Source organism: Paenarthrobacter sp. PAE-2 (genome assembly GCF_026013155.1).
Lineage (GTDB): Bacteria > Actinomycetota > Actinomycetes > Actinomycetales > Micrococcaceae > Arthrobacter > Arthrobacter ureafaciens.
Map to the genome: position 1 here is coordinate 17,811 of NZ_JAPDNV010000042.1, position 12,922 is coordinate 30,732.

Annotated in this window: 11 protein-coding genes; 5 read left to right on the forward strand and 6 right to left on the reverse strand. The window is 64.4% G+C overall.

Going from position 1 to position 12,922, the window contains the following annotated elements; genetic code table 11:
• The first annotated feature begins 32 nt into the window (after positions 1-32).
• From OCL88_RS18175 to OCL88_RS18195, 5 genes are all read left to right on the forward strand, one after another.
• A complete protein-coding gene (locus OCL88_RS18175; RefSeq protein ID WP_021473759.1) occupies positions 33-1,535 on the forward strand; it encodes an alpha,alpha-trehalose-phosphate synthase (UDP-forming) in 1,503 nt (500 codons plus the stop codon).
• A complete protein-coding gene (otsB, locus tag OCL88_RS18180; protein WP_264963435.1) occupies positions 1,525-2,328 on the forward strand; it encodes a trehalose-phosphatase in 804 nt (267 codons plus the stop codon). Before OCL88_RS18175 ends, otsB begins: the two co-directional genes overlap by 11 nt.
• Before the next feature lie 206 nt (positions 2,329-2,534).
• Positions 2,535-3,617, forward strand: a complete 1,083-nt coding sequence (locus OCL88_RS18185; protein ID WP_021473761.1) for an ABC transporter ATP-binding protein — start codon at positions 2,535-2,537, stop codon at positions 3,615-3,617.
• A 162-nt stretch (positions 3,618-3,779) separates the two neighbouring features.
• Entirely contained in the window at positions 3,780-5,372 is a 1,593-nt protein-coding gene (locus OCL88_RS18190; RefSeq protein ID WP_264963436.1) for a beta-N-acetylhexosaminidase, read from the forward strand.
• Positions 5,369-6,784 (forward strand): DUF4032 domain-containing protein, encoded by a 1,416-nt coding sequence (locus OCL88_RS18195; protein ID WP_264963437.1) that lies wholly within the window; start codon positions 5,369-5,371, stop codon positions 6,782-6,784. Before OCL88_RS18190 ends, OCL88_RS18195 begins: the two co-directional genes overlap by 4 nt.
• 35 nt (positions 6,785-6,819) lie before the next feature.
• Here OCL88_RS18195 and OCL88_RS18200 read toward each other — a convergent pair whose 3' ends face one another.
• The 6 genes from OCL88_RS18200 to OCL88_RS18225 form a co-directional block, all read right to left on the reverse strand.
• Positions 6,820-8,088 carry an FCD domain-containing protein gene (locus OCL88_RS18200; protein ID WP_264963438.1) on the reverse strand — a complete coding sequence of 423 codons (1,269 nt, stop codon included), beginning with the start codon at positions 8,086-8,088 and terminating at the stop codon, positions 6,820-6,822.
• Between the two features lie 193 nt (positions 8,089-8,281).
• A complete protein-coding gene (locus OCL88_RS18205) occupies positions 8,282-8,761 on the reverse strand; it encodes a pyridoxamine 5'-phosphate oxidase family protein (protein ID WP_166185672.1) in 480 nt (159 codons plus the stop codon).
• A 41-nt stretch (positions 8,762-8,802) separates the two neighbouring features.
• Complete coding sequence (locus OCL88_RS18210; RefSeq protein ID WP_264963439.1) at positions 8,803-10,122, reverse strand: MFS transporter; 1,320 nt, start codon at positions 10,120-10,122, stop codon at positions 8,803-8,805.
• A 193-nt stretch (positions 10,123-10,315) separates the two neighbouring features.
• On the reverse strand, positions 10,316-11,674 hold the full coding sequence (locus OCL88_RS18215) for an FAD-binding oxidoreductase (RefSeq protein WP_410869010.1): 1,359 nt from the start codon (positions 11,672-11,674) through the stop codon (positions 10,316-10,318).
• A 94-nt stretch (positions 11,675-11,768) separates the two neighbouring features.
• Positions 11,769-12,341: a GNAT family N-acetyltransferase gene (locus tag OCL88_RS18220; protein ID WP_410869008.1), complete on the reverse strand. Its 573-nt coding sequence runs from the start codon at positions 12,339-12,341 to the stop codon at positions 11,769-11,771.
• Entirely contained in the window at positions 12,334-12,828 is a 495-nt protein-coding gene (locus OCL88_RS18225; protein ID WP_264963442.1) for a hypothetical protein, read from the reverse strand. Before OCL88_RS18225 ends, OCL88_RS18220 begins: the two co-directional genes overlap by 8 nt.
• Positions 12,829-12,922: the final 94 nt, after the last annotated feature.

Here is a 12,922-nt window from a genome sequence, read left to right on the forward strand (position 1 = left end):
GAAGCGAGTCACAGCAACCCCAGGGGGCAGTAATGCAGGATTTGGCAAGCGAAAAACTCACGACGGAACAGGGCGTTAGGGCCTCACCAACGCAGAAGCCCACGGCGAGCACGTTCGATTTCATGGTGGTGTCCAACCGCCTGCCCGTGGACCGTTACAGCAACGACGGCGACACTAACGGCGGTGACGGCTGGCGCCGGTCCCCCGGCGGCCTCGTGACCGCACTGGCGCCCATGATGACGAAATCCGACGGCGCATGGGTCGGGTGGCACGGCGCCCCGGACGAGACAGTGCGTCCTTTCAGCCACGAAGGCATGGACCTCGTCCCGGTCCAGTTGAGCAGCCACGAAGTGGAGCTCTACTACGAGGGATTCTCCAATGCCACCATCTGGCCGCTTTACCACGACGTTATCGCGCCGCCGGAATTCCACCGGACATGGTGGGACTCCTACCGCCAGGTGAACAAGAAGTTCGCCGACGCCGTCATCCGCCATGCCGCGGACGGGGCCACGGTGTGGGTGCAGGATTACCAGCTGCAGCTTGTCCCCAGGCTGCTCCGGGAAGCCCGCCCGGACTTGAAGATCGGCTTCTTCAACCACATTCCTTTCCCGCCGCCGGAAATCTTCGCGCAGTTGCCGTGGCGGCGCGAGATCATTGACGGCCTGCTCGGCGCCGACCTCCTCGGCTTCCAGCGCCCGAGTGACGCCGGCAACTTCATGCGGTCAGCCCGCCGCTTCCTTGGCGCAAGCGTCAAGCAGCAGCAGGTCCACGTCAAGGGACAGGACGGCCAGGTCACGCACATTGCCCGCGCCCAGGCGTTCCCCATCTCGATCGACGTGGACCAGATCCGCCAGCTCGCCACGCGGCCGGACATCATCGAGCGGGCCCGGCAGATCCGCAAGGACCTCGGCGATCCCAAGACCATCCTGCTGGGCGTGGACAGGCTCGACTACACCAAGGGCATCGGGCACAGGCTGAAGGCCTTCGAGGAACTCCTGGCCGACGGGCACATCAAGGTTGAAGACGCCACCCTGATCCAGGTGGCAAGCCCCAGCCGGGAACGCGTGGAGCAGTACCGCCTCCTGCGGGAAGAAATCGAAGGCACGGTGGGCCGGATCAACGGCACCTACGACACCATCCAGAACACGGCCGTCCGCTATCTGCACCACAGCTACCCCGTGGAAGAGATGGTGGCCCTCTACCTGGCGGCCGACGTCATGCTGGTCACGGCCTTGAGGGATGGCATGAACCTGGTGGCCAAGGAGTACGTCACGGCCCGCTCCGAGGATGACGGAGCCTTGGTCCTCAGCGAGTTCGCCGGCGCTGCCGACCAGTTGAAGCAGGCCTTGCTTGTTAATCCGCACGACATCGACGGGCTGAAGTCATCGATCCTGCGGGCCATCAAACTGGACCCCAAGGAAGCCCGCCGCCGCATGAAGCTGATGCGCAAGCAGATCCTTGACCACGACGTCGACCACTGGTCCGCGGACTTCCTGGCTGCGCTCAAGGAAAAGGTGGTGCGCGATGACAGCTGAGCAGACCCCCCTCTCCCTGGCGCCGGAGCTGCTCGACGCGGTCCGCCGCGTCGCCGATACGGAACACCTGCTGGTTGCCCTCGACTTCGACGGCACGCTTGCCCCGATCGTCGACCATGCGTCGGACGCACGCCCGCTTCCCCGGTCGGCTGCGGCTTTGGAGCAACTCGCCGGGCTTCCGCGCACGACGACGGCACTCATCTCGGGACGCGCTCTGGACAGCCTGCGCGCGGTCGCTTCCCCGCCGGAAACGACGCTTCTGATCGGAAGCCACGGGGCGGAAGTCTGGATGGGAGAAGGGTCCCTCGGACTGGAACTGGATGACGAGCAGCGGCAACGCCTGGCTTCGGTGCGCGAGGTGCTCGCCGGCATCGTCAACGTCGCTCCCGGCACGTTGCTGGAAGACAAGCCGGCAGGCGTGGTGCTCCACACCCGGCTGGCGGACGACGACGTGGCCGAGGACGCTGTCCAGGCCGCCCGCCTGGAATTGCAGGACCGTCCGGGGGTGTACTTGAAATCCGGCAAACGGGTGCTGGAAACCTCAGTGATCCAAGCGTCCAAGGGCGAGGCCGTGGAGTTCCTCCGCCAGGCCACCGGAGCCACCGCGGTCCTGTTTGCCGGTGACGACGTCACGGACGAGGACGCGCTGGGCAGGCTCCTGCCCGGGGACGTCGGCATCAAGGTCGGCCTGGATTTCACGCAGGCAGCGTACCGGGTGGAAGCTCCGGTACATGTGGCCGAACTCCTGGAAGCGCTGCTCCGGGAACGACGCCGCGCCGTTGGCTCCGCATGAATCGCGAACAGAATTTCATGTGATCTTCCTAACAGTTCGACAGTTCGTCAAAAAGTCTGACATACTCTCGTATGTGACGTGACGCACAGCATCGTGCGGCGCCACGGGCGACTCCTCGGCTCCGGCCGGGGAGTTTCAACTGAAAAACAAGAACCATTCACTACGGATCGTCCGGCACGTACCTGCCGGTGAAGGGATTGATAACTGTGGCAACAGTTACTTTTGACAACGCTACGCGTCTGTACCCGGGCACTGATAAGCCCGCCGTCGATAAGCTGAACATCGACATCGCCGATGGCGAATTCCTGGTCCTCGTTGGACCCTCCGGTTGCGGTAAGTCCACTTCCCTGCGCATGCTCGCAGGCTTGGAGGACGTCAACGCAGGCCGCATCCTGATCGGCGACCGCGACGTCACCGACGTTCCGCCGAAGGACCGCGACATCGCGATGGTTTTCCAGAACTACGCGTTGTACCCGCACATGACTGTTGCCGACAACATGGGCTTCGCACTGAAGATCGCCGGCGTCTCCAAGGAAGAGCGCGCAGAGCGTGTCCGTGAAGCCGCAAAGCTTCTTGACCTTGAGCAGTACTTGGACCGCAAGCCGAAGGCCCTCTCCGGTGGTCAGCGCCAGCGTGTTGCCATGGGCCGCGCAATCGTCCGTAACCCGCAGGTCTTCCTCATGGATGAGCCGCTTTCCAACCTTGACGCCAAGCTCCGTGTCCAGACCCGTACCCAGATCGCGTCCCTGACCCGCCGCCTCGGCGTCACCACCGTCTACGTGACGCACGACCAGGTCGAGGCAATGACCATGGGCGACCGCGTCGCAGTGCTGAAGGACGGCCTCCTCCAGCAGGTCGACACCCCGCGCAACCTGTACGACCGCCCGCAGAACGTCTTCGTTGCAGGCTTCATCGGCTCCCCCGCCATGAACCTGCTGGAACTGCCGGTTGTTGACGGCGGCGTCCAGTTCGGCGGCACGGTCTACCCCGTTCCTCACGATGTCCTCGATGACGCTTCGGGCAAGACCGTCACGGTCGGTACCCGTCCGGAAGACCTCGAGACCGCTCCTCAGGGCGAAGGCCTCCAGGTTGAGGTGGACGTAGTGGAAGAGCTCGGAGCCGACGCTTACGTCTACGGCCACACCACCCTCGACGGCAAGAGCCACGACATCGTGGCCCGTGTTGACGGCCGCCGTCCTCCGATGAAGGGCGAGTCCATCTTCGTCCGTCCGCAGTCCGGCCACGTGCACCTGTTCGACACCAAGACCGGCCTCCGCCTGGGCGACTAATCCCCACCGACCCCCTAGCCTCGCTTCGCTTCGGCCAGGGAACCCTGTCGGTGTGGGCCCACAACCCAACCACCTGAAGTAGCGATAACGGCCCGACCCCCGCGTCGGGCCGTTACCGCTTTAACCCGCCCCGTAGCGGCAACGGACCAGAAGGAGAACGGCATGAACGTCACGGAACTCCTCATCCCCAAGCCTGTGCACGTCGCCGTCCTGGATGGCCGGGCTTTCACCTTGGGCGGCGCCACCCGGATCTCCGCAACCGGCGCCGCCGTGCCGGTTGCCGGGCACCTCTCGCCATTCCTGCGTCGCGCTACCGGCCACGAACTTCCGCTGGTCAGCGATTTCCGGCCCGGTGACGTGGCACTGCAGCTGACAAGAACGTTCGACGGCGGCCCTGAGGCTTACGCCCTGACCGTCACCGACGCAGGCGCACGGGTCCGGGCTGATACACCGGCCGGGCTGTTCAACGGCATCCAGACCCTCCGCCAGTTGTTCGACCCCGCCATCGAAGCCCCGCCGGCCGGGCCCGCGGGAAACTCGGACAGGCAACGCGACTGGACGGTCCCCGCCGTCGAAATCAAAGATGCTCCCCGCTTCCGGTACCGCGGTTTGATGCTTGACGTTGCGCGCAGTTTCTTCACCGTTGCCGAGGTCAAGGAACAAATCGATGTCATGGCGCAGCTCAAGTTCAACGCCTTGCACCTGCACCTGACGGACGACCAAGCATGGCGCATCGAGATCCATGAACCGGAGAACAACCCCTACGGGCTGGAGTACGCCAACCTCACGGCAGTGGGCGGGGCCGTGAACCACCCCGGCGTTGGCCTCACGCCCGGTCGGACTGGTTTCTACACCCAACAGGACTACCAGGACATCCAGGCCTATGCAGCGGCCCGCAACATCACGGTGGTTCCCGAGATCGACCTCCCGGGCCACGTCAACGCAGCATTGGCAGCCGTGCCCCGGCTCAACCCTGATGGCGTGGCCAAACCCATGAACGCCACGGGTGAGGTGGGGTACTCCACGCTGGACGCAGACATTCCCGCCACCTACGAGTTCGTCAGCGAGGTCTTGGGGCAGGTTGCCGCCATCACGGATGGCCCGTACCTGCACATCGGCGGGGACGAGGCCCACGTGACCGGCCATGAAAACTACCTCGCCATGGTCCGGGATTTCGCCAGGATCGGCGCCGCCACCGGCAAGACCGTGGTGGGCTGGAATGAGGCGGCCGAAGCGGATCTGCCGGATGGAAGCGTGGTGCAGTACTGGTTCGGAGACTTCGGGCAAGTACTGAACAAGGCCGAACAAGGTACTGCCAAGGTCATCATGTCTCCTGCCGACCGGACGTACCTGGACCAAAAGTACGATTCCACCAGCCCCATCGGACTGTCCTGGGTTGACGGCGGCCCTTTCACCTGGTCCGAGTACTACCAGTGGAACCCCGCCCAAGGCGGCCTTGAAGACCAGCACATCCTCGGCGTCGAAGGTCCCCTATGGACCGAAACCGTCCGCGGCAACCGCCAGGCCTACTGGCTGCTGTACCCGCGTGCGGTTTCCCTCGCGGAAGTGGCGTGGTCGCCACAGGAGGCCAGAAGCCTTGGTGACTTCCGACGTCGGCTGGGCGGCTTCGGCGAGCGGCTCGCCAACCAGGGGGTCACCTTCCAGCCGGCTGCCGACGTCGAATGGTCCGCCACACCGGCCGATCCCTTCACTGAACCGAACAACACCACCGAATACGGAACAATTGAGGCATGAGCGAGCAAAACGGAGCCCAGTGGCACGACGAACCTACCGACTACGGGCAGATCGGCAAGCTCCCACGGAAGGAAGCTGCGAGCGCGCAGGACTCAACCCCGCCTGCGAGCGTCATCGGTTCGCTCAACATCACCGCAGCAGCGGCCGATCCTGAGCTGCTGGACCTTCCCTGGCACATCGCCCTGGAGGACTGGCCGGCTGAATTCCTGGCAGCACTCCCCCGCGGTATTTCCCGCCACATTGTCCGGTTCGCGCACCTTGGCGGCTCCGTCATAGCCATCAAGGAAACCTCTGAGCACGTGGCCCGGCACGAATACCACATGCTCCGGAAGCTGGCCCGGCTGGACGTCCCCTGCGTTGAGCCGGTGGCGGTCATCACCGGCCGGACGACGGCGGACGGCAAACCGCTGAACCCCGTGCTGGTCACCCGGCATCTGAAGTTCTCCATGCCGTACCGCGCACTGTTCTCCCAGATGCTCCGCAAGGACACGCTGACCCGCCTCATCGATGCACAGGCGCTGCTTCTGGTCCGCCTTCACCTCATCGGTTTCTACTGGGGCGACGTGTCGCTCTCCAACACCCTCTTCCGCCGCGACGCCGGTGCATTTGCCGCCTACCTCGTGGACGCTGAAACCGGTGAGCTGTACCCGGACCTTTCCATGGGCCAACGCGAGTACGATCTGGAGATTGCCCGAGTGAATATTGCGGGCGAGCTCATGGATCTCCTGGACGGCGGCCTCATCGAGGAGAAAGTGGATCCCGTTGCTACCAGTGAATTGATCATGGACAGCTACCGGCGCCTCTGGGCCGAGCTGACGGAGAAGGAGTCCTTCGAACTCGGCGAACGCTGGCGGGTGGCGGCGCGTATCCGCAGGCTCAATGAGCTCGGCTTCGACGTCGAGGAATATGCCATCAAGACCACGGCGGATGGTTCCACCATCCAGCTGCAGCCCAAGGTGGTGGACGCCGGGCACCACCAGCGCCGGTTGCTGCGTTTGACCGGCCTGGACGCCCAGGAGAACCAGGCCCGCAGGCTGCTCAATGACATGGACCAGTTCCGCGCCGACAACAACCCGGAACTGGACGAGGAAATCAGTGCCCACGCGTGGGTCAGCCAGATTTTCGAACCAATCGTGCGGTCCATCCCCCGGGACCTGGCAGGGAAGCTCGAACCCGCCGAGGTAGTCCACGAGGTCCTCGAACACCGTTGGTACATGAGCCAGAAGCAGGACCGCCATATACCCCTGGCGGAGACGGTGCAGTCCTACATCGACACAGTCCTGCGGCACCGCCGTGACGAGGCCGCCATCATGCTGAACCCGGACACCGAGATGCTGAAGATCCTCGAAGTGGAAGTTGAAGAGTCCGGCCGGTACGACGAAGTGGAAGAGTACCCCGACGCCGACGACTGAGGCCCCGGAAGGAACGCACGGCGCCCTCCGGGCACCTATGGTTCCAGGGTTTCCGCGAGCCCGGCCAACACGGGCTCGCGGCCCAGTTCTATGTGGGAGTAGGCCAGCGAGTAAGCGAGCTCGGGACGGCCGTTGAGGATCGCGTTGCACAGCTGGGTGTGTTCTTCGCGCTGGAGTTCGTTGCTGCGGTTGTGCGCCAGGCCGAAGATCCAGCGCATGCGTCCAAACAAGGGCTTCACGGACTCCATCAGAAGGCGGTTGCCGGAGAGGCGGACGATCTCCGCGTGCAGTTCCGCGCTGATGAGGACGACGTCGTCGGTCCGGTCCTCATCGATGGCAGCCTTGGATGCTTCCATGAGTTCCCCGAGGCGGCCGCCGTCGCCACCCTCGGCAACGCGGGCGGCCGCTTCCCTGGCGGCAAAGGTTTCCAAGCACAGGCGGACGTCGAAGAGCTCATTGACATCCGTCAGGGTGAGTTGGCGTACCACCGCGCCGCGGCGCGGGAAGGTGGCCACGAACCCGTCTTGTTCCAGCCGCTGGATGGCCTCCCGGACGGGGATGCGCGAGACGCTGTACATGTCCGAGAGTTCACGTTCCCGCAGCCGGGAACCCTGGGCGAAGGACCCTGACACGATGCCTTCGAGCACCAGTTGGTATACGTACTCCGCGCGGGCCTCGTCATCGCGGACGTTGCCGTTTTCCGGACCAGCCTCTGCCACTGTGGAACTCCCCTTCATGCAGGCGCCCAACCGAGTTCGCCGGACGGCACCGGTCAGCGCTCCAACCGAGCATACACGGGTGGAAACAGCTCGTCCGCAGGCCGCTTCAGGGTATCGCGCTGCGTGTAGCCGGCACGCATCTTGTCGAAGAGTTCCTGCCCCCCGGGTGCGCCAGTAGTCGAGGTCGACGCCCTCGATCAGCCCGTCTGCCATGATGGTGCGCCCGGCTACCACCGAGAGGATGGCTTGACGCGCCGGGCCATTGAGGGTCAGGGTGCGGAGGGGGTCATCGTGCACGCCGTCACGGATGTCGTCGAGCGCGAACGCAACCATATCGGCCTGCGCACCGGGCTGGAGCCGCCCCAGATCGTTCCGGCCCAAGGCACGTGCCCCGCCGAGCGTCGCCGCGTCCACATATCCGGCGAGGTCACCGGCGTCGTTCCTTCCGGTGAGGATCTTGGCCAGCTGGACACCGGCATCGATGCCCCGGATGAGGTCCGGCGGAAACGAGTCGGTGCCCAGTGAGATGTTCACGCCGGCGGCTTTGTAGTCGTTGCAGGAGTCCAGCGTGCTCCCGTAGCGCATGGACGTGAGCGGGCAGTGGATGATACTGGCTCCGCTCGAAGCCAGTCGTTGGAGATCTCCCCTGTCCTCTCCGTACACGGCCGGGTTGCGGTCGCCCGCCGTAGACCCGCACGACGTTCACGCCTGAGCGGTACGCCGGGCCCTTGGAGGGTCAGATGGGGGCGGGTTCGCTGTTCAAGCAGTTCCTTGGCACCTACTCGGCGCTGGCGGTGGGAGCATCGTCCAAGGGAGTCCACCACGTCGCGGGAGGTGTCACTTTGAAACGCCGCCCGGTCACGCTGTTGGGCGTAATCCTGATGAACTGGTCCTTCTGGCCTGCTTCCCAGGGGAACAGCAGGAGTCCGATGGTATCCAGGACGTCCTGCGTCAATTTCACTGCGGACGCCCGCCCTTTGGCCACCACGCTCCAGGCGACGCCGGTGTCAGGGTTGACTCCGTCCGCCTCAATGGCCACCGGAGTATCGCTGAGTGCGGCGTGGAGCTTGGTGCCTTCCCCTGTTCGGAACACCAGGCTTCCGTGGTCAACTTTGTAGTTGACGGGGAAGATGTCCGGGTGGTCGTCCACCCACACGGCCAACCGGCCAACGGAAACTCCCCGCAGGAGTTCCCAGCATTCGTTCACTTCAAGGATTTCGGTCGCGGAGCTTGGTTTGTTGGTCCCAGGTGTGTTCATACGCCGAGAATACGCTGGGCACCGGGCCGCGACCAGCAGCTTTACGGAACAAGCTCAGGTGTGGAGCTTTGGCCCGGGTTGTCCTTCGCGGTTGCTTTGGGGGTTTCAATGCTCACCAGCGGCCCGCGAATCGCCAGGTATCCGGCTGCCGCCAAGACCAGCGCTTCACCCGCCATCGCCAGGAAGGGAGCCTCCCAGCCGCCCGTCCAAGTGTGCAGCAGCCCTGCAGCAAGGGGGCCCAAGGAGGCCAGGGCAAAGCCGAAGCCCTGGCTCATCGCGGAAAGCCGGCCGGCTGTCAGCGGTCCCGCTGAACGTATGACCACCAAGGCCATGGCCAGCCCGAAGCCGGCACTCTGGACTACGCCCAGCACGCCGACCATGAGGAACTGGGCCCCGGACGGAGCTACCAGGACACCGATGAGCGCCACTGCGACGGAAAGGCCCAAACCTGGTCCCAAAACCCGAAGCACTTTGGGCCTGCCGGCCAGGACAGGAGCCAGCAGGCTCGCCGGAAGGCCGGCCAGGCTGAACCACGCCAGCAACGCTGCGGCATCCGCGGAGGAGAGTCCCTCGGAGACAAGGAAAACGGCCAGCCAGGACGTGATGGCGAAGTAGAGCATTGCCTGCAACCCGAAGAACGCTGTCACGGCCCAGGCCGTGCGCTGCTTACGCAGTGGAACAACAGCACTGGGCACGACAGCGTTGGGCGCGACAGCCGGCGACGGCGAATCCGGCGTCAGCGCCGCAGCTTCCCCGGCCGCCGAGGCGGCATTCCCCGCCGAGGTGGCATTCCCCGCTGAGGTGGCCTTGCCCGCTGCGGCCGGTGCCGACGTCGGGCCTCCTCCCGAGCGCTGTATCAGGAAGGCGCCCAACAGAGCGGGCACGGACCACACGGCGAGTGCCCAGCTGAGGCTGCCGCCCAAGGCGTGTTCCAAGGGCCGGACGAGTCCGGCGCCCAAGGCTGCACCGAGTCCAAACCCCATGGTGCAGAGGCCCGTCCACCAGCCCGTGCCTCGGTTGGTCTTGACGATCTGGGGAACCAACACGCTGGCCGTCATGATCGCCATGCCGCACAGGAAGGTTCCGGGCAAAAGGAGCACCGGGACCGTAGCCCGCACAATGAGCGCCGCAGCCAGAACCAGCAGGGCGACTGCCACGGCGCGCCCAGCGCCGAGACGCCGGGCCAGCCAAGGCCCGATAGGCCCTGATACGCCGAAGGCAAGGACCGGGAGCGTGCCCAGGAGGGGCAGCCATTGCGGACCCAGCTGGAAGGCATCCTCGAGCTGGTTCATCACTCCGGCGATCGTGGTGATAGCTGGCCGGAGGTTGATGGACACCAGCACCAGGGCCAGCAGCACCATGACCGTCTTCAGTCTTGGACCGTGTCCCTGTACGGCTCGGCGCTTTTCTCCCACGTCCATCCCCTCATTGGCGTTTTGGTATACCAAAGTAGAATAGGATGTAATGATGTCAAAATAAACCGCTGATAAAGCGGGGCTAAACATGACCGAAAACGCCGATCGAGATTATTGGAATACCAAAAGCCCTATATGGTTATATGGCCTTCCCGGGGTTCAGGATCCCTGCCGGGTCGAACAGCTCCTTGATCCTGCGCTGCAGTTCACGCACAGGTTCAGGCTGCTCCAGCCCCAGCCAACGGAGCTTGTATTGGCCTACTCCGTGTTCCCCGGTGATGGTCCCACCCATCTCCAGGCCTACCCGGATGGACTCATCCAGGGCCGCGTTGAGCCGCACCAAGGCGTCGGCGTCTGTAGTCTCGTCCACGCGGTCCATCCAGAACGTCGGATGCAGGTTGCCGTCGCCGGCGTGGGCTACCACTTTGAGCCGGACCCGGTGGCGGGCGGCCATGGTCTCGAGCGACGCGACGAACTCCACCAGCTTCGAGCGCGGAACGGCAATGTCCTCGCCCACGCGGAACTCGTCGTCGACCTCCACGCCGCGGCTGTTGCGGCGCAGCTCTACCAACATTTCCGCTTCCGCGCTGGCTTCCATGGTGACTGTAGCGCCGCCGTCGGCAAGGACCTGCCGGACCACAGCCGCCTCAGCGGCCGCCCCAAAGCCGTCGGTCTGAATCAGCAACAACGACTTCCCGCGCTTCTGCAGGTCCGAGCCGTGCAGTGCGTCCAGTTGCTCCAAGGTTCCGTTATCCAGCAACTCCATGATGGCCGGCTGCACCCGCGCTTTGCCGACCGCCAGCACCCCGGCAGCTGCGCTGCGGAAATCCTGGTAGAAAGCCGCAATGGTGTGGACCTCGTGGGGCAAGTACTTGAGGCGGACCGTCACACCCACCACTATCCCCAATGTGCCTTCAGAACCCACCATCAGCGCCGTGAGGTCATAGCCTGCCACGCCTTTGAACGTCTGGTGTCCGGTATGCAGGAGGGAGCCATCGGCAAGAACGACGTCCAAGGCAAGAACAGAGTCACGCGTCACGCCATACTTTGCACACCTCAGGCCACCGGCGTTCGTCGCCACGTTGCCGCCGATGGTGGACATCTTGTAACTCGCCGGGTCCGGCGCATACATGAGGCCGTGCGCAGCGGCAGCAGCGTTCAGGTCCGCGTTAATGACGCCGGGTTCGACGACGGCGGTCTCGTCATCCGGGTTCAGGTCAAGAATCCGGTTCATCCGTTCCAAGCTGAGGACGATGCAACCCCGCGTGGCGTGGGCTCCGCCCGATACGCCGGTACCGGCACCGCGTGCAACGATTGGAACCCTGTGGGCGGAGCACGTGCGGACAATGTGCTGGACGTCCTGAACCGATTCGGCCCATACGACGGCGAGTGGCAAGTGACGCTCGAGCAGCGGGCCTTGGTCTGCGGAGTAGACCGTCAGTGTTGCCTCGTCCTCGGCCAGCTGGGATGCTGCCAGGCCGGATCTCAGCTGTTCCACGAAATCCCGATCCTCCGGCGCCCGTACCGCCGAAGCTTTGTCCACGACTGCGCGGACTCTGATGCTTTCCTCCGTGGTTCCGGAAATAGCCGTTTCATCCGCCAAGGTCGGTGTTCCTTTCGCTCATGGTCAGCCGACGCTCCATGATCAGCTCACGTTTGGTCTTGTCCTGGGGGAAGGGCTTGGACTCCCCCGTCAGTGAGAAACCATGGCGTTGATAGAAAGACAGCGCGCGGGCATTGTCCTCGTGGACGCCGAGCTCCAGCACGTGGGCTCCCAAGTCATGGGCAGCTGCATCGCAGCACGCCACCAGCAGCTCGTCAGCCAAGCCCAGCCCCCGGTATTCCGGTGCCACGTAGACGCTGATCAACACTGCGTGTAGTGGATTCCCCGCCTTTTGCGGATGCGTCAGGGCTACGCGCATGAGGCCTCTGATCCGGCGGGCGGGGTTGTTTTCCTCCGCAATCAAGGTGACGCTACCGTCTCCCGACATCGCCTTGGCCCGTTCCTGCCACTGCGCATCGGTTTGCCGCCGCGCCGCATCCAGGCTCTCGATATACGCCATGGGAGTATCGGCCAGCATTTCCAATCGCACGGCCTTCACTTGCTGCCAGTCGCCGGCAGTGAGCCGTCTGATCCCGGCCGTGGATGCACCCGCGCTAGGCAACGGCTCCGCCCATGAACCGTGAGTAGTTTGCCAGGACGCCCGGCCATCCTTCAGCGTAGGATTCGCGCGTAGCTTTGGGGTCTTCAGCGCCCTCCCAACCATCGTGCATAAGGCGCACTTCAGTTCCCCCGTCAACGGCCCTGAAGGCTACCAGAAGCTCAGTGGACCAGAGCGGGGTGCTGGCAGGGTACCAACTGGTGTGGAAGGACATTGGGGGCTGCCAGTCGTCGATGGTGCCCCAGACCGACGTGCGGCCGTCCTCGGCTGTCTCGAGGATCATGTTCTCCTCAAATTCCACATGCGAGCCGGCGCCGTAAACGCTGTGTTCGGCCATGGGCCACCACAGGTGCGGGTGGTCCGTAAATCCCATGAATGCGTGCTGGATGGTGGTGGGCACCACGGTAGTGAATACCAACGGCTCTAGGTCCTCCCCGCCTGCGTTGGCCGGTGTGGAGTCAGACGTGGGGTGGCTGAAAAGACTTTCCATGACCACCAACTCTACCCGTGGTTCTTGGGGGTGGGTTTAAAATGCAGTGAGCCCCGACCGTCGTGGTCGGGGCTCACTGTGTAATTTATGTCCG

Coding starts and splice junctions, on each gene's coding strand:
- OCL88_RS18175 (WP_021473759.1), top strand. CDS start 33: ATGCAGGATTTGGCAAGCGAAAAACTCACGACGGAACAGGGCGTTAGG.
- OCL88_RS18225 (WP_264963442.1), bottom strand. CDS start 12,828: ATGGAAAGTCTTTTCAGCCACCCCACGTCTGACTCCACACCGGCCAAC.
- OCL88_RS18205 (WP_166185672.1), bottom strand. CDS start 8,761: ATGAACACACCTGGGACCAACAAACCAAGCTCCGCGACCGAAATCCTT.
- otsB (WP_264963435.1), top strand. CDS start 1,525: ATGACAGCTGAGCAGACCCCCCTCTCCCTGGCGCCGGAGCTGCTCGAC.
- OCL88_RS18190 (WP_264963436.1), top strand. CDS start 3,780: ATGAACGTCACGGAACTCCTCATCCCCAAGCCTGTGCACGTCGCCGTC.
- OCL88_RS18210 (WP_264963439.1), bottom strand. CDS start 10,122: ATGGTGCTGCTGGCCCTGGTGCTGGTGTCCATCAACCTCCGGCCAGCT.
- OCL88_RS18200 (WP_264963438.1), bottom strand. CDS start 8,088: ATGCGCTACGGGAGCACGCTGGACTCCTGCAACGACTACAAAGCCGCC.
- OCL88_RS18195 (WP_264963437.1), top strand. CDS start 5,369: ATGAGCGAGCAAAACGGAGCCCAGTGGCACGACGAACCTACCGACTAC.